The 16,625-nt window shown below is 66.2% G+C and carries 15 protein-coding genes; 7 read left to right on the forward strand and 8 right to left on the reverse strand.

What is annotated here, in order from left to right:
- Positions 1-69: 69 nt before the first annotated feature.
- Both ACFTR6_RS19795 and ACFTR6_RS19800 read left to right on the forward strand, forming a co-directional pair.
- Positions 70-363 carry a DUF503 domain-containing protein gene (locus tag ACFTR6_RS19795; RefSeq protein WP_076798976.1) on the forward strand — a complete coding sequence of 98 codons (294 nt, stop codon included), beginning with the start codon at positions 70-72 and terminating at the stop codon, positions 361-363.
- 119 nt (positions 364-482) lie between these two features.
- Positions 483-1,424, forward strand: a complete 942-nt coding sequence (locus ACFTR6_RS19800) for a hypothetical protein (protein WP_377959187.1) — start codon at positions 483-485, stop codon at positions 1,422-1,424.
- Positions 1,425-1,497: 73 nt separating this feature from the next.
- Here ACFTR6_RS19800 and purL read toward each other — a convergent pair whose 3' ends face one another.
- The 3 genes from purL to purS are packed head-to-tail and all read right to left on the reverse strand — an operon-like array spanning position 1,498 to position 4,860.
- On the reverse strand, positions 1,498-3,825 hold the full coding sequence (gene purL, locus ACFTR6_RS19805) for a phosphoribosylformylglycinamidine synthase subunit PurL (RefSeq protein ID WP_377959188.1): 2,328 nt from the start codon (positions 3,823-3,825) through the stop codon (positions 1,498-1,500).
- The gene (gene purQ, locus ACFTR6_RS19810; protein ID WP_076798973.1) at positions 3,822-4,607 is read right to left on the reverse strand and encodes a phosphoribosylformylglycinamidine synthase subunit PurQ; all 786 of its coding nucleotides are present in this window, start codon (positions 4,605-4,607) and stop codon (positions 3,822-3,824) included. The genes purL and purQ overlap by 4 nt, the downstream gene beginning before the upstream one ends.
- A 1-nt stretch (position 4,608) precedes the next feature.
- Complete coding sequence (purS, locus tag ACFTR6_RS19815) at positions 4,609-4,860, reverse strand: phosphoribosylformylglycinamidine synthase subunit PurS (protein ID WP_003798434.1); 252 nt, start codon at positions 4,858-4,860, stop codon at positions 4,609-4,611.
- A gap of 272 nt (positions 4,861-5,132) precedes the next feature.
- Between purS and ACFTR6_RS19820 the strand changes: the two genes are divergently transcribed.
- Both ACFTR6_RS19820 and ACFTR6_RS19825 read left to right on the forward strand, forming a co-directional pair.
- Positions 5,133-5,438, forward strand: a complete 306-nt coding sequence (locus tag ACFTR6_RS19820; RefSeq protein WP_377959201.1) for a hypothetical protein — start codon at positions 5,133-5,135, stop codon at positions 5,436-5,438.
- A gap of 358 nt (positions 5,439-5,796) precedes the next feature.
- Entirely contained in the window at positions 5,797-8,877 is a 3,081-nt protein-coding gene (locus tag ACFTR6_RS19825; protein ID WP_253250297.1) for a S8 family serine peptidase, read from the forward strand.
- Between the two features lie 115 nt (positions 8,878-8,992).
- Here the strand turns inward: ACFTR6_RS19825 and ACFTR6_RS19830 are convergent, their stop codons facing one another.
- The 3 genes from ACFTR6_RS19830 to ACFTR6_RS19840 are packed head-to-tail and all read right to left on the reverse strand — an operon-like array spanning position 8,993 to position 10,957.
- Positions 8,993-9,367: a serine protease inhibitor gene (locus ACFTR6_RS19830; RefSeq protein ID WP_377959189.1), complete on the reverse strand. Its 375-nt coding sequence runs from the start codon at positions 9,365-9,367 to the stop codon at positions 8,993-8,995.
- A 2-nt stretch (positions 9,368-9,369) separates the two neighbouring features.
- Positions 9,370-10,320, reverse strand: a complete 951-nt coding sequence (locus ACFTR6_RS19835; RefSeq protein ID WP_087872266.1) for a 3-methyladenine DNA glycosylase — start codon at positions 10,318-10,320, stop codon at positions 9,370-9,372.
- Positions 10,321-10,324: 4 nt separating this feature from the next.
- Entirely contained in the window at positions 10,325-10,957 is a 633-nt protein-coding gene (locus ACFTR6_RS19840) for an SSI family serine proteinase inhibitor (protein WP_087872267.1), read from the reverse strand.
- A gap of 241 nt (positions 10,958-11,198) precedes the next feature.
- Here ACFTR6_RS19840 and ACFTR6_RS19845 point away from each other — a divergent pair, with 241 nt between their 5' ends.
- From ACFTR6_RS19845 to ACFTR6_RS19855, 3 genes are all read left to right on the forward strand, one after another.
- Positions 11,199-13,625 carry a S8 family peptidase gene (locus tag ACFTR6_RS19845; protein ID WP_377959190.1) on the forward strand — a complete coding sequence of 809 codons (2,427 nt, stop codon included), beginning with the start codon at positions 11,199-11,201 and terminating at the stop codon, positions 13,623-13,625.
- 203 nt (positions 13,626-13,828) lie between these two features.
- Positions 13,829-14,023: a hypothetical protein gene (locus ACFTR6_RS19850; RefSeq protein WP_194718022.1), complete on the forward strand. Its 195-nt coding sequence runs from the start codon at positions 13,829-13,831 to the stop codon at positions 14,021-14,023.
- A 175-nt stretch (positions 14,024-14,198) separates the two neighbouring features.
- Positions 14,199-14,384: a hypothetical protein gene (locus ACFTR6_RS19855; RefSeq protein WP_236783142.1), complete on the forward strand. Its 186-nt coding sequence runs from the start codon at positions 14,199-14,201 to the stop codon at positions 14,382-14,384.
- A gap of 83 nt (positions 14,385-14,467) precedes the next feature.
- Here ACFTR6_RS19855 and ACFTR6_RS19860 read toward each other — a convergent pair whose 3' ends face one another.
- A complete protein-coding gene (locus tag ACFTR6_RS19860; RefSeq protein WP_076798966.1) occupies positions 14,468-15,826 on the reverse strand; it encodes an aspartate kinase in 1,359 nt (452 codons plus the stop codon).
- Between the two features lie 122 nt (positions 15,827-15,948).
- Positions 15,949-16,548 (reverse strand): recombination mediator RecR, encoded by a 600-nt coding sequence (gene recR / locus ACFTR6_RS19865; protein ID WP_087872270.1) that lies wholly within the window; start codon positions 16,546-16,548, stop codon positions 15,949-15,951.
- Between the last annotated feature and the right edge of the window lie 77 nt (positions 16,549-16,625).

A 16,625-nucleotide genomic window follows, 5' to 3' on the forward strand; every position in this document is an offset into this window, starting at 1 on the left:
GAGTGCTCCGTAACTGCCCTTTTGAACCCTCAAAAGGGCAGTTACGGAGCACTCGCTAGCATTAACGGCATGTGGATCGGCTGGATTGAGTTCGACATCCTCCTTGGTGACGTACACAGCCTCAAGGAGAAGCGGTCCGTCGTGCGACCGCTGCTGGCCGAGGTCAAGCGGCGCTACGAGGTCTCCGTGGCCGAGGTGGGGGACCACGACCAGTACCGCCGCACCCGGATCGGCGCCGGCCTGGTTGCCGCCGACCGGGCGCACCTCGTGGAGGTGCTAACCGCCGTCGAGCGCTTCGTGGCCTACCGCCCCGAGCTGGAGCTGCTGAGCGCCCGGCAGCGGGAGATCCACAGCGAGGATTAAACCCCATCGACTGTTCCGCAACCGCCCTTTTGAGCCCTGAAAACGGCGGTTACGGAGCAACCGATAGGGGCTGTGGATAACTTCAGCAGCAGAGGCGTTCTTTCTGCTCTCATGTAGCCATGAAGACCGCACGCCCGCTGCCGAATAAATTCCAGGACAGGCCGTTCACCGTTGGCGAGGCCGGCCGCGCCGGCATCACGTCCAAGCGGCTGCGGCACCGCTCGCTCACGTCGCTGGGCAGAGGCATCCGTGCAGAATGCCCGACGGCGGAGCTTGCCTTGAGCGTCAGGGTGCGGCCCTTCATCGAAGTCAACGAGCGATGCGCCGCATCGCACTTCACCGCGGCCGAACTTCTGAACCTGCCGCGACGACGACGGAAAGGGCGTTCGGATATGTTCGACATCATCAGGCCTGAGGGTGCGGCCCATCTAAACCGGCCGCACGTCATCGTCCACCGGATGAAGCTCTACGACGATGAAGTCACCACCGTTGACGGCATCCCCGTCACCACACCGGAACGGACGTGGCTCGATCTCGCCGAAATGCTGAGTGTGGACGAGCTTGTGGTGGCGGGCGACAGCTGTGTGCGTATTCCCCGCCCCGAGTTCGAAGACCGGGACCAGCCGTTGTGTACGCTGGCGGACCTCCAGCGCATGATCGACAGACACAAGGGCAAGCGCGGGCTGCGCAAGGCCAAGGAGGCCATCAGGCTCATCCGGGTGGGAGCGGACTCACCGCAGGAGACTATGCTTCGGCTCGCGATTGTCCGCGCGGGCCTGCCGGAACCGGAAGTGAATGTGCCGATCCTGTCCGATGATGGCGTGCGTCATCATGAGCCGGATCTGTCCTACAAGCAGTACCGGATAGGCATCGAGTACGAAGGGGAGCACCACGGTGACGAGCTGCAGATTGAACGCGACATCGCGCGTTCAGAACGCTATGCGGCCCTGGGCTGGACGGAAGTCCGGATCTCCAAGCGTCACCTGCTCAATGACGGCAAGGCCGCCGTTGCCAAGGTCCGCAGTGCACTGGTCCAGGCCGGGTGGCGGCGCGGGCGTTAACAACGATTGCTCCGTAACTGCCCTAATGACGGGTCAAAAGGGCAGTTACGGAGCAACCGATGGGCTTGAGCCCCTAGCCGAAGTACTTCGGCAGGGTGGCCTCGTGGGCTTCGCGGAGGGAGTCCAGCGAGAGGGTGTCCACGCCGTTGATCTCCAGCTGTCCGCTGGCTGCGTCCACCACGCCGATGCGGAGGTGCTCGAAGCCGCGGGCGGTGCACATGTCCTTGAACCGGACTTCCTCAGAGCGGGGCACCGAGACGACGGCGCGGCCCTGGGATTCGGAGAACAGCGCGGTGAAGAGGTCAACGCCGTCTCGGTCCAGGACATCCTGCAGCGCGATCCGGGCACCGACGCCATAGCGCAGCGACGACTCCACGAGGGCCGCGCCGAGGCCGCCCTCGGAAAGGTCGTGGGCGGAGTCCACCATGCCGTCGCGGGAGGCGTTGATCAGGATCTCGCCCAGGGCGCGTTCCTTCTCCAGGTCAACCTTGGGAGGCAGGCCGCCGAGGTGGCCGCGCAGGTTGGACCATTCCGAACCGTCAAGTTCGGCGGCCGTGGTGCCCAGCAGGTAAATGGCTGCGCCGTCTTCCCGCCAGCCGGACGGCGTGCGGCGCGCGACGTCGTCGAGCTTGCCCAGCACTGCCACCACCGGGGAGGGGTGGATCGGCGTCGTGCCCGTCTGGTTGTACAGCGAGACGTTGCCGCCGGTGACCGGGATGCCCAGCACCATGCAGGCGTCGGACAGGCCGCGGATGGCCTCGGCCAGCTGCCACATGACGTCCGGGTCCTCGGGAGAGCCGAAGTTCAGGCAGTCGCTGACGGCCATCGGTACGGCGCCGGAGGTGGCGACGTTGCGGTAGGCCTCGGCCAGTGCCAGCTGCGCGCCGTGGTACGGGTCAAGGTAGGTGTAGCGGCCGTTGGCGTCGGTGGCCAGGGCCACGCCCAGGCCGGATTCCTCGTCAACGCGGACCACGCCGGCGTCGTCCGGGAACGCCATGGCGGTGTTGCCGCCGACGTACCGGTCGTACTGGTTGGTGATCCAGGATTTGTCGCACATGTTCGGCGAAGCGACCAGCTCGGTCACCGCTGCGGCCAGTTCAGCCGGGGCGGAGGGGCGGCCGGCGTCCTGCACGGATCCGGTGAACTTGTCGGCCTGGACGGCGTCCTGCCACTCCGGGCGGGCAAACGGGCGGTCGTAGACGGGACCGTCGTGCGCCACGGTGCGGGGATCGACGTCGACAATCACGTCGCCGTCCCAGGTGATGATGAGCCGGCCGGTGTCCGTGACCTCGCCCAGCCAGGCGTACTCCACGGCCCACTTGTCCATGACAGCCTCGAAGGCCTCGACGTTCTCCGGCGTGACCACGGCCATCATGCGTTCCTGCGACTCGGACATCAGGATCTCGCCCGGCGTCAGCGTGGGGTCGCGCAGCAGCACGGAGGTCAGCTCAACCTGCATGCCGCCGTCGCCGTTGGAGGCGAGTTCGGACGTGGCGCAGGAGATGCCTGCCGCACCAAGGTCCTGGATACCCTCAACCAGCGAACCCTTGAACAGCTCCAGGCAGCACTCGATGAGGACCTTTTCGGCGAACGGGTCGCCCACCTGGACGGCCGGGCGCTTGGACGGCTTGGTGTCGTCGAAGGACTCGGATGCGAGCACGGAGGCGCCGCCGATGCCGTCGCCGCCGGTGCGTGCACCGAACAGGACCACCTTGTTGCCCTTGCCCGAGGCGTTGGCCAGGCGGATGTCCTCGTGGCGCATGACGCCCACAGCGAGGGCGTTGACCAGCGGGTTGCCCTGGTACACGGAGTCGAACACCATCTCGCCGCCGATGTTCGGCAGGCCGAGGGAGTTGCCGTAGCCGCCGATGCCCGCGACCGCGCCGTGCATGACGCGTGCGGTGTCCGGGTGGTCGATGGCGCCGAAGCGCAGCGGATCCATCACGGCAACCGGGCGGGCGCCCATGGAGATGATGTCGCGGACGATGCCGCCGATGCCGGTGGCGGCACCCTGGTACGGCTCAACGAACGACGGTGAGTTGTGGGACTCGATCTTGAAGGTCACGGCCCAGCCGTCCCCCAGGTTGGTAACGCCGGCGTTTTCGCCGATGCCCACCAGCATGTCCTTCTTCATCTCGTCCGTCACCTTTTCGCCGAACTGACGCAGGTGGTTCTTCGAGGACTTGTAGGAGCAGTGCTCGCTCCACATCACGGAGTACATGGCGAGCTCGGCGCCGGTGGGGCGGCGGCCCAGGACCTTGACGATCTCGTCGAATTCGTTCTGCTTCAGGCCAAGTTCAGCCCAGGGCAGTTCGGTGTCCGGCGTCTTGGCCGCGTTCTCGACGGTGTCGATGTTGAACTTCTTGTTCTCGGTGATCGAGCTGGTTGAGATCTCGGTCATTTGTTTGCTCCCACAATCTTGTTCAGCACGGAGGTGAAGAAGCCCAGGCCGTCGGTGTCCGTCCCGCCGATGCCGTCCAGGGATTCGGGGCCGAAGCCAACTTCCACTGCGTGCTCCGGGTGCGGCATGAGGCCCACTACGTTGCCAGCGGCGTTGGAAATGCCGGCGATGTCGCGGCGGGAGCCGTTGGGGTTGAAGCCCACGTAGCGGAACACCACGCGGCCTTCGGCCTCAAGCGCGTCCAGGGTCTTTTCGTCGGCGATGTACTGGCCGTCCTGGTTCTTCAGCGGCACCGTGATCTCCTGGCCCGGCGCGTAGTCCAGCGTCCAATCGGTGCTGTTGTTCTCCACGCGCAGCACCTGGTCGCGGCACATGAACTTCAGGTGGTCGTTCTTGATCATGGACCCGGGCAGCAGGTGCGACTCGGTCAGGATCTGGAAACCGTTGCAGATGCCCAGCACGGGCAGCTTCGCGTCGGAGTTGGCGGCGTCAATGATCTTCGACATCAGCGGGGCAAAGCGGGAAATGGCGCCGGCACGGAGGTAGTCACCGTAGGAGAATCCGCCGGGGATCACGACGGCGTCCACGTCACCCAGTTCGGTGTCCGCGTGCCAGAGCGCGACGGGCGTGCCGCCTGCCAGGCGGACCGCGCGGGCGGCGTCGCGGTCATCCAGGGTACCCGGGAAGGTGACGACGCCGATTTTGGCACCGGCGAGCCTGCGAGCACCAGGAGCGTCGGCGGCGACGGCGACTGCCTCGCCGATCAGGGGAAGTTCAGTCATCTCAGGCCTCGACGACCTCGACGTTCACGACGTCCTCGATCACGGGGTTGGACAGCAGGGTTTCGGCGGCATCGCGGGCCTGGGCCAGGATGTCCTCGGTCACCTCGCCGTCAACGGTCAGTTCGAAACGCTTGCCCTGGCGGACAGAGCTGAAGCTGGTGAAGCCCAGGCGGGGGAGTGCACCCACGATGGCCTTCCCCTGCGGGTCCAGAATCTCGGGCTTGGGCATGACGTCGACAACGATCCGGGGCATCCGGTAACTCCTGTGCATGTGCATTGGGTAAGGGCGCAGCGGAGTGGTGCCGTCTCACGCCATTCCTAAAGCTGCCTGGCTGTTCAAATGGCACCGCATTCAATCGGCACGGCATTCATTTGGCATGGCACGGACGGGCGCTCCGCGAGCTTGCATGCCCTATTCTACCGGGCCCGGCGCACCACTTTCGTATCGGGTGCGGGGGACGCCGGAGCGCGGGAAGAACGACGCCGGCTCTGGCCCGCCGCTGGCATGCTCAGTAGGATTGCGGAATGGCTGAGAAACCGAAATCCGTCCTGTTGCCGGTGATGGCCGCGGCGGTGTTCGCCGGGCTCGGAAGAATGGTGGTCCAGAAGATCAGGGCCGACCGTGCAGCCCGCAAGAGCGGTGCCGGACGGGGCGGTGCCGGACAGGACGGTGCTGGGCAGAACCGGGTTGCGCAGAACCGCGTTGGGCGGGGCGGCGCCGGACGGGGCGGAAAAGTCCGCAGCGGTGGCGGGCAGGACCGGGTGGCGGGTCCGGTGGACGAGAAGACGCGCCAGTGGATCAGCGAAGTGGTCCGCACGCCCCGGCAGTAGCTCCTCCGGGCAGCAGCTCCCGGCAGGACGGCGCGGCAAACTTTCTCTCTCCAGCGGCGGGTGCCTTTCAGGGCGCCCGCCGCTTTTTGATGCCTGTGTCGAGGACTGTGACAAAAAAGTAAATTCATGGTTTGTGCCCTATGTCATATGCGGCTCTCAGTAGGTACTGTGGGGATCGGTCGCGATTGCTGGGATCGACAGGACCTGTCATCTTCACGTGTCGTTGCCGCCTGCGCCCGGCAATGTAGCCGGGGCTGTTCCTTATGAAAGGTTCAAACCACTCGTGAAATCAGCAGGAAAAAGCTTCTTCCGAAGCCGGGGGGCCCGGAAAGCAGCGGCACTGGTTGTCGGCTTGCCTTTGCTCCTTTCGTCAGTCGGCGCACTGCCGGCAACCGCGGCGCCGTCGCAGAATGCGGCTCCCGCCGTCCAGCAAAAGAACGTCGACCCCAACGACTACTCGGCCGGGCGCTACATTGTGGTCCTGACCGAGAAGCCCGCCGCCACCTACGAGGGCGGCACGCCCGGCCTGCAGGCCACGAAGCCGCGCTCCGGCCGCAAACTCGACGCGAGCCGGGCAGAGGTGCGCCGGTACCAGGCCCACCTGGAGGCAAAGCAGACTGCGCTGGCTGAAAAGGAAAAGGTCCAGATCCGCCGCACGTACACCGCGGCGCTCAACGGCTTCAGTGCCACACTTACCGCCGAACAGGCTTTGAACCTGGCCAAGAACCCCCAGGTCCTCGCGGTGGCCCCCGATACCCAGCAGAAGCCCGACTATTCCACCACGGACTTCCTCAAGCTCAGCGGGGCCAACGGCACCTGGAACACCCAGTTCGGCGGCAAGGCCGCTGCAGGCAAGGGCGTCGTGGTGGGCGTCATCGACTCCGGCTACACGCCAGGCAGCCAGTTCTTCGCCGGCAGTGCAGTCGCCCAGCTCAAGGGCAACCCGAAGGTAGGCGTGCCCTACCGCACCACCGGCGGCAGGATCGCCATGCTGAAGGCGGACGGCAGCACTTTCGAGGGCGAGTGCCAAAAGGGTGAGGGCTTCAACGGAACAGCCTGCAACTCCAAGGTCCTCAGTGCCAGGTACTTCTCTGATGCCTTCGAGGACTCCGTGGCCAAGGGGGACCGGGCCCCGGAGGAAGTGATCTCGCCTGTGGACGTGGGAAGCCACGGAACGCACACGGCAAGCACGGCGGCGGGCAACGCTGACGTGGAGACCTTCGTTGACGGACGCAGCTTCGGCCTGACCGGCGGCATCGCACCGGCCGCGAAGCTCTCCATCTACAAGATCTGCTGGGAGGACAAAGATCCCAACACCGGCGGCTGCTACACCTCGGCCGCCGTCGACGCCATCAACCAGGCAGTCCTCGACGGAGTCGACGTCCTGAACTACTCCATCTCCGGCACCACCTCCACCACCACGGATCCTGTGTCCATGGCATTCCTCTCCGCTGCCTCGGCCGGCATCTTCGTGGCCACCTCCGCAGGAAACTCGGGTCCGCAAGCCAGTACCGTGAACCATGGCGAGCCGTGGGTCACGACGGTAGCGGCCAGTACCTTCTCGCAGGAGCTGCAGGGCACCGTCGAATTCTCCGACGGCAGCAAATTCCGCGGGGCCAGCATCATGAACCGCGAAGTTGCCGGCGCAGGCGTTGTGCTCGCCGCCAACGTGGCATCCGGCCAGGCGGCCGACCCGTCGCTGTGCGCCCCCGGCTCGCTCGATCCGGCCAAGATTTCCGGCAAGGTGGTGGTCTGTGACCGCGGCGTCTACGACCGGGTGGCCAAGAGCGCCGAGGTTGCGCGCGGCGGCGGGGTGGGCATGATCCTCGTCAACCTGGCCACGTCATCGCTCGACGCCGACAAGCACTCCGTCCCCACCGTGCACGTGAACCCGCCTGCCACGGAGACCATCAAGGCCAAGGTGGCGGCGAACCCGGCCCTCACGGTCTCCCTGGTCAACAAGGACACCACGGGACTGCCCCTCGAGGCGCAGCCGCAGATCGCCGGCTTCTCCTCCCGCGGACCGCTGCTTGCCACGGACTCTGATCTCCTGAAGCCGGACGTCGCCGCGCCCGGCGTGGCGGTCCTGGCCGGCGTTTCCCCGATCGGCTCGGGCGGCGACCAGTTCGGCTTCATGTCCGGCACCTCCATGGCCTCACCCCACGTTGCCGGCTTCGGCGCGCTCATCCTGGGCAAGAACCCCACCTGGTCACCGGCCACCGTGAAGTCCGCCATGATGACCACCGCCGGTGACGTCAAGCTCGCAGACGGCAGCAAGAACACCGACGTCCTCGCCACGGGTGCAGGCCAGGTCGATCCGGCACGTGTCCTGGATCCCGGACTGGTGTATGACGCCGGCAGCGATGACTACCTTCGCTTCATCCAGGGAACCGGCATGGACCTGGGCATCGCCGGACTCGGCAGCACGCGGCCGCGTGACATGAACGTCCCGTCCTTCTCGCTGGGAAACCTGGCGGGCAGGATTGAAGTCACGCGCACCGTGACGGCCCTGACAGCAGGGACCTATAGGGCCACGGCCAGCGTGCCCGGTGTGAAGGTGACGGTAACCCCGTCCATCCTCACCTTCGGTGCGGCGGGAGAGAAGCGCACGTTCAAGGTGGCCTTCGAAAACCAGAGCGCTCAGCTGGGCGAGTTCACGGCAGGTTCACTCACGTGGCAGGGTGCCAACAAGACCGTGACGTCACCGATCGCGGTCCGGCCGCAGTCGGTAGTGGCTCCCAAGAACATCGCCTTCACGTCGGAGGGGGCCAGCGGTTCCGGGAAGATCGGTATCGTCTCGGGTTCAGGCTCGCCCACGAACGTGACCCTCGACGGCCTGTCGAAGGCGGACTCCTCGGCCATCGAACTTGTGCCCGGGCCCTTCCGGTACGCGACTGACGCGTCGAATTTCACGAAGACCGTGGAAGTCCCGGCCGGGGCGCCGTTGGCCAAGCTGTCCGTGATCTCCGCGGATGAGAACGCCGACTTCGACATGGTGGTCATCACCCCGGACGGGCGGGGGATCGTGGCCGCCACCGGCGCGGCAAGCGAGTCCGTTTCGATTCCCAACCCTGCTGCAGGCACGTATCGCATGTTCGTGAACCTTTACGACAGCCCCAACGGCCAGGCGACCAGGGCTTCCGTGGACGCGGCGGTCCTGGGCGCAAATGAAGGCAACGCCACCGTGACTCCGGATCCCGTCCGCCTTGCGAACGGCCTTGGCGGGGAGCTCGTCCTCGCCTGGAAGGACCTGGCTCCCGGCTCCTACATCGGACGGATCACTTTCGACGGGACCAGCTCCCCGACGTTCGTGAACGTGGTGGTGGCGGAGGGCGGCGCCGTCGCGGTTGCACCGGCTTCGGAAGATCCGAAGAAAATGAAGGAACAGGGGAAGGTCCAGAACGAGGACCTGACGCGGTCACCGGATAACTCCATCTAGGAAGGTCCCGGAACCGGGCTCCCGGAAGGGCCCCACAGCGAAGGCCGGCGGGCGTGGCTCAAAAAGCCAGGGTCCCGCCGGCCTTCGCCGTGCCTGCCGCAAGATCTCCGCCAGCTCAGATGGCGCCGGAGGACCCGGCCACTCCGCCCAGCAGCGGGGACAGCGCCCGCCAGCGGGCAATTTCACAGCCGTCAGTCAAAGAAAACCGTGAGTTCACATCGCGGCCGTTGAAGGTGCCCGTCACCACCGCCACCTGGGGGCCGCCGTACTGCTGGGTGCACAGCTTGGGCGGGCCCGGCTCCGGGAAAAAGATCCGTTCGCCGAAGCGCCCGACGGCGGCAATCGCCGCCGCTGGATCCGGCAGCGTTGATTCGACGAGCTGGCCGGAACGGCTCACGAGGACAAAGACGTGTTCCGGGCCGCCCGGTGCATGCGTAAGCGCAACGGTCAGGTCAAGTTCCAGGTCCGGGGAACCAGGCGTCTCGGTCACCGTCAGGCCTCCGGGTCGAGGCCGTCGAGGAGCGGCGCCAGGGCAGCCAGCAGCCGGCCCCGCAGCACCTGGGCTTCGGCGGAGAACGCCCGCTGCTGCTCCACATACGCCGCCTTGCCGTCCGGCGTCTCAATCGGAATGGCCGGGTAGCCCCAGTCGGTGAGGTCATAGGGGGAGGCCTGCATGTCCATGGCGCGCACCCGCCACGACAGCTCGAAGCAGTCCATCACGAGTTCGCTCGGCAGAGCGGGGGAGAGCTTGTAGGCCCACTTGTAGAGGTCCATGTTGGCGTGCAGGCACCCGGGTTGTTCCATGGTCCGCTGGTTCTCCCGGCTGGGGGCCAGTTCGTTGCGGGGCACGGCGTCAGGCGTGTAGAACCGGAAGGCATCGAAGTGCGAGCAGCGGATCCGGTTGTCCTCCACCACTTTGTCAGTTCCGGCACCGCCGAGTCTCAGCTTGAGGTATTCGTGGCGCAGCTCGAACTTCTCCTGCCGGTAAACCATGGCCCACTCGTGCAGGCCGAAGCACCCGAACTGCGCCGGACGCGCGGCCGTTCCGGCGAGGATGATCCGGGCAAAGCGGAGCGCCTCACGCCGCTCGGCCAGGAACGTCTCCCGGTCGAAGGTCACCGCGACGCTTCCGGACGGCAGGCCCAGGAGTGCCAGCTCACCGCCGTCGAGCGCTCTGTAGCACTTCCAGTCCTTGCGGGCGGCTGCCTCCGCTCCGGAAAGCACCACGCCGTCCCCGGGATGCCAGCGCAGCAGCTGCCCGGGCTTCTGGGTGTAGTAGGTGAAGAGGAAGTCCTCCACGGGATGCTTCCGCCCGGCCGAGCGGCGGGCGAGGTAGGGGTCGGCGTACCGGCGTACCCGGCGGGCATGTGCCGCTTCCCGTCCCCGCCAGTCAGCGGGGGAGAGGACCTGGGCAGCGCGGATCGTCAAAGCTGTTCCTGCCATGCTGCTAGAGTGCCCCGGCTGCAGCGCCGAGGATGTCCTTGGCTGCGTTCCAGGCTCCGATCTGGCAGCCGTCCCGCAGGGCGAAGGAGGTCTCCACGGGGGTGCCATTAACCTCGCCGGTCACGCTGGCCACCTGGGGGCCGGCATACTGCTGGGTGCAGGAGATGCCCTTGGGCGGAGTGGCGCGGTTCAGGATGGCTGCATTGTTCTTCAGCGCCGAGCAGGCCGCGGCCGCGCTGGGGTGCTGGCTCTCTGCCATCGGGACGCCGCCCTTGCAGACCAGTGTGTAGTTGACGGCCTTGCCGTCCTTCGAGGCCTTGACCGTGATGGACAGTTCGGCGTCTCCGGCGCTGGGGCCGGACGGCAGGGGAGCAGCGGAAGGCGGGGCGGGCGCAGGGACCGTTGTCTCGGCGTCGGGCGGTGTTGTGCCGGGGGCGGGGGTACTGGGGCTGCCGGTGCCGGGTGTACCGGGTGACGCGGTGCCGGGCGTCTGGGTGCCAGGCGATGAGGTCCCGGGCGAGCCTGTGGTGGCACCCGGGGTGGCCGTGGGCTGGCCGGTTCCGGTGTCGGGGGTGCAGGCTGCGAGACCGCCCGTCGCTGCGAGGGCGAGCAGCACAGAAATCAGTTGCTTGCGCATGCCGGGTCTCCTCAAGTTTTTCCCATTCTACCGTCGGGGCACCGGGCCGTCCGGAACGGGCGGATAACGGTACCCGGCAATTGCTAACGGAAGGGTATCGATTCTTCGGTGCGTAGGCGGTATCTTTCTGACATCAACGGGTGCGCGGCATAACCATACAGTGATGACGCCCATGGGGGGCAGAGCGTCCAGTTCGTGGGACCGAAGGTCTACAGGTCCTGAACAAAGGAAGGCATCCCCCATGATCCCTCAGCAGTCCACTACCCGCCCCGGATACAGCAGAAGGCTGCCGGCCATATTTGCCGTCGGACTGGCAATGGTCGTTGGCCAGGGCATCGCAGCCCCGGCCGCCGTGCCGGCAACGGCAGCCACCCAGCCAGCCGCCATTCAGCCAGCCTCTTCGCCACTCGACGACGGGCGCTACATTGTGATGCTCAAGGACAAACCGCTGGCCACCTACTCCGGTGGCGTGCCCGGCATCCCGGGCACGGCGGTGCCCAAGGGGAAGAAACTGAACCCGTCCGGCCCGAACTCACGCAAGTACGACGCCCATCTCAAGGCCAAGCAGCGGCAGGAGGCAGCGTCGAAGGGTGTGACCATCAGCAGGAACTACACCCTGGCCCTCAACGGCTTCAGCGCTGTCCTGTCCGCCGCGCAGGTCAAGGCGCTCGCGGGTGATGGCGACGTGCTGGCAGTGGTCCCGGACAGCATCCGCAAGCCGGACTACTCGAGCACAGATTTCCTCGGACTGCCCGGCAGGGACGGCGTCTGGGACCAGCAGTTCGGGGGCAAGGAAGAGGCTGGCAAAGGCATCGTCGTGGGCGTGCTGGACACCGGCTACACCCCGGACAACCCGTTCTTCGAAGGGGAGACGGTTGATCCTTTGTCCGGCACCCCGGATGTCGGCGTGCCGTACCGCCTTCAGGGCAACGTGATCGCGATGCGCAAAGCCAACGGCGGTACCTTTGTGGGTGACTGTGTGGCCGGCGACGCGTTCGATGGCACCGAATGCAACAGCAAGGTCATCGGTGCCCGGTTCTACGACAAGGCCTACAAGGCAGCGGTCCCTCCGGAGTTCCGGTCCCCGGAGGAGAAGTTCTCGCCGCTTGACGTCAACGGCCACGGATCCCACACGGCCAGCACGGCTGCGGGAAACAGTGACGTCACCCAGACGGCAGGCGGCCGGGACTTCGGCGAGAGCTCAGGCGTTGCGCCCGCAGCGAAGATTGCGGTGTACAAGGTCTGCTGGGAGGGCGCCATTCCCGAGGCTACCGGCTGCGTGGAATCGGACATTCTCAATGCCATCCAGGATGCCGTCCTCGACGGCGTGGACGTGCTCAACTTCTCCATTTCCGGAAACAACAACTCCACCGTCGATGCCGTTTCGCTCGCGTTCCTCAACGCCGCGGCCGCAGGGATCTTTGTGGCAGCCTCCGCCGGCAACTCGGGCCCGACGGCCTCGACCGTCAACCACGCCGGCCCCTGGATCACCACGGTGGGCGCCTCCACGTTTGACAACACGCTGCGCGGAACCGCCGAACTGTCGGATGGCAGCAAATTCGCCGGGGCGAGCGTCATGAGCAGCGAGGTGGACTCCCAGCCGATCGTGCTGGCCGCGGACGTGAAGGCGGCCGCGGCAGCGGCTGCGGACGCGGCCCTGTGCGCGCCGAATTCCCTGGACCCCGCCAAGGTTGCCGACAAGATCGTGGTCTGCGACCGCGGTGTGATTGCGCGCGTGGACAAGAGCGCCGAGGTCCAGCGTGCGGGTGGCGTGGGCATGGTCCTGGTCAACCTGGTGCCGGGCTCACTCGACGCCGATCTGCACAGTGTGCCCACGGTCCATGTGAACGACCCGAAGATCAAGGACGTGGTGGCGGCTACGCCGGGCATGACGGCAAGCCTCAAGGCGACCGATACCACCGGAGCCACACCGCCGCCAGTGCCCCAGATTGCGGAGTTCTCCTCCCGGGGTCCGAGCCTGGCCTCCAACGGAGACCTGCTCAAGCCGGATGTGGCAGCTCCCGGCGTGGCCGTGCTGGCTGCCGTTTCTCCGGTGGGCTTCAACGGCGAGACCTTCGGGTTCCTTTCCGGCACGTCCATGGCGGCCCCGCAGATTGCAGGCTCGGGCGCGCTGCTGCTGGGCAAGAACCCGCAGTGGTCCCCGGCGGCCGTGAAATCAGCCATCATGACCACGGCCTATGACCTGGTCAACGCCAAGGGAGCCGCAGTGCATGACGTCTTTGCCCAGGGCGCCGGCCATGTTGATCCGGCCCGGTTTGACTCGCCGGGGCTCGTCTACGATGCCGGCATCAGCGACTGGATGGGCTTCCTCCAGGGCCAGGGGATTGACCTTGGTGTGGCCCCCATCGCAGCCAAGGACGTGAACCTTCCCTCCGTGGCCCTGGGCGCCATGTCCGGCAGCCAGACGGTCACGCGCACTGTCACCGCGGTGACGGCAGGAACCTACCGGGCGGCGATCACCCTCCCCGGCATCACCGCGACTGTCAGTCCGGCAGAAGTGACCCTGGCCGAGGGCGAAAGCGCCAGGTTCACCATTACCTTCATCACCGCCGGGGCTCCGCTGAACGCGTATTCCACCGGATCCCTGACATGGACCTCGGGCGACAACGCCGTGCGTTCACCGGTGGCGGTGCGGCCGGTGGCCTAGTGCCGCAGTTCCCCAGGACGGACGACGCCGGGACTCACCACGCGTGGTGGGTCCCGGCGTCGTGGCTTAACTGCTTTGGTGCAAGGTGGGCGGGCGGGGAGCGGCAATAGTTAGTGCACTAACGGTCGGTGTATCCTTGATAGTGGCAGTAGTCCTGAAATGGAGTGGATACCGTGGCAAAAGAGAACGCCGCACAGCGGTTCATGCGGGCAACCGGCAAGCTTAGGGCGGTCTTTGGCCCCGCGAACAGGAGTTCGCTGGTGCACGACATGACCGAGGAAAACCGTAAACTGCTCGCCCAGCGCGAGGCCGAGACGCAGCAGTGGGAAACCGTCCGCCGCCCCGACGGCAGCACGTATGTTGTGCCGCGCAACCCGGACGATAAGTCCCTCCGCTAGCGGACGCTGAAAACCCCGGCGGCCTGGACCATGCCGGCGGCTGAACCCTGCCCCGTCGGGGTTCTTTTCGCGTGCCGCGGCGTAAAATAAGGGCACCGGCAGTCGAAGGGCAGACGCTCTCCGCCTTCAAGCAGGGAAGGGGGTGGGACTTGTGGCACATGTGCTCACTGGCTTTATGAATCTGACGGACAGGCTCCGGTTCGTATTCGGCCCTGCCGCTGTAGGCGACTCAGCTGCACCGGTGGTTCACCTGCATGACGATTACGAGCACGCTTCCGAAGAGGATCTGGCCCAGTTCGAGGTCGAGACCGACTCCGAGGGGCACCACTATGCTGTCCGCAAGAGCGACCTGAATAAGTGACAAGCCCTGTAAGTGAAGAAGCCCGGTGCGCATGAGCGCACCGGGCTTACTTCTGCACTGGCGAAGTGCCAGCAGGCACCACCTTAGCGGCCGGTACCGCCGTAGACGGTGGCGACGGCTTCGCTGTCCAGGTCGAACGCCTTGTGGATGGCGCGGACGGCGTCATCGAGCAGGTCAGCGTGGGTCACCACGGAAATCCGGATCTCCGACGTGGAGATCATGTTGATGTTGATGCCTGCGGCGGACAGGGCCTTGAAGAACGTGGCCGAAACGCCCGGGTGGGAGCGCATGCCGGCGCCGATCAGCGACAGCTTGCCGATCTGCTCGTTGTACTCGATGCTTTCGAAGCCGATTTCAGCCTGCGCGGCGTGGAGGGCGGCAAGGGCGTCGGCGCCTTCGACGATGGGCAGGGTGAAGGAGATGTCCGTCCTGCCGGTGCCGTGCGTGGAGACGTTCTGGACGATCATGTCGATGTTCGAGTGCGCGTCCGCGATGACCTGGAAGATCGCGGCTGCCTTGCCCGGGATATCCGGAACACCCACAACGGTGACCTTTGCTTCCGAGCGGTCGTGTGCAACACCGGAGATGATTGGCTGCTCCAAGGCAACTCCCTCTTGAGTCGTGATCTTGTCATCGGCGCCGGGCATGACCCAGGTGCCTTCGTTCTGGCTGAATGAGGAACGGACATGCAGCGGCACGCCGAACCGCCGGGCGTATTCGACGCACCGGAGGTGGAGGATCTTGGCGCCGGAGGCGGCCAGTTCCAGCATCTCCTCGCTGGAGATGCGGTCGATCTTCTGGGCCGACGGAACGACGCGGGGGTCCGCGGTGTAGATGCCGTCAACGTCGGTGTAGATCTCGCAGACGTCAGCCTCGAGGGCGGCGGCGAGGGCCACAGCCGTCGTGTCCGAACCGCCGCGGCCTAGCGTGGTGATCTCGTTGGTGGCGCGCGTCATGCCCTGGAAGCCGGCGACGATGGCGATGTGCCCCTTGTCCAGGGCGGTACGGATGCGGTGCGGGTCGACGTCGATGATCCGCGCTTTGCCGTGGATGCCGTCCGTGATCATGCCGGCCTGGGAGCCCGTGAAGGACTGCGCGGATGCACCGAACTTGTTGATGGCCATGGCCAGCAGGGCCATGGAGATGCGTTCGCCTGCCGAGAGGAGCATGTCCATCTCGCGGGCCGGGGCGGAGTCGGTGACCTGGGCGGCAAGATCGAGGAGTTCGTCGGTGGTGTCACCCATTGCGGAGACGACGACGACGACTTCGTTGCCGGCCTTCTGGGCGTCGACCACGCGCCTGGCCACGCGCTTGATGCCGTCAGCGTCAGCCACCGAGGAGCCGCCGAACTTCTGCACGATCAGCTGTTTGGTGACAGCAGCATTTGCGGGCAGCTCCTGCGGCTGCGGTTCGGTTTTCACATCGGTACTGGGCATACTCATGCGTGCACCCTCACTGGATCAAATTGGGTTCTGGAGGCCAGACGGCCTTACGGCACGGCGGCATATTGATTTCAACAGTTTATCGCCGCGGTCTGCCGCCTGTGGAATTGTGACCGTTCCGGTCAGCTGAGCGCGTTCCGGCGGCCCTCGAAGGCCCTGCCCAGGGTGACTTCGTCGGCGTATTCGAGGTCGCCGCCCACGGGAAGCCCGGAGGCGAGCCGGGTGACGGCGACCCCGATGGACCGCAGCATGCGCGCCAGGTACGTGGCCGTTGCCTCGCCCTCAAGGTTCGGGTCAGTGGCGATGATGATCTCCTGGACGGCGCCGTCACTGAGCCGGTTGAGCAGTTCGCGGATCCTCAGCTGCTCGGGGCCCACCCCGGCGATCGGGTTGATGGCGCCTCCGAGCACGTGGTACCGGCCCCGGAACGAACGCGTGCGCTCCACCGCCAGCACGTCCTTGGACTCCTCCACGACGCAGATGACCGAGGGGTCCCGCCTCGGGTCGCGGCAAATGTTGCACAGCTCCTGCTCGGTGACGTTGCCGCAGGAGGCGCAGAACTTGACCCGCTCCTTGACCGTGGTGATGGCCTCCACCAGCCGCTTCATGTCCTGGGGATCTGCCTCCAGGATGTGGAACGCCAGGCGCTGCGCAGACTTCGGCCCAACGCCGGGAAGGCGTCCGAGCTCGTCGATCAGCTCCTGAACTGCACCCTCGTACACTTTGTCCTCGATTGTTTGGTTGAAACTCGTTGCTTGGTCTGGGGATGACCGGGCAGGTGCCGCTCACGGGCGGGGCA

The sequence above is a fragment of the Arthrobacter sp. NPDC057009 genome (genome assembly GCF_042673905.1).
Lineage (GTDB): Bacteria > Actinomycetota > Actinomycetes > Actinomycetales > Micrococcaceae > Arthrobacter.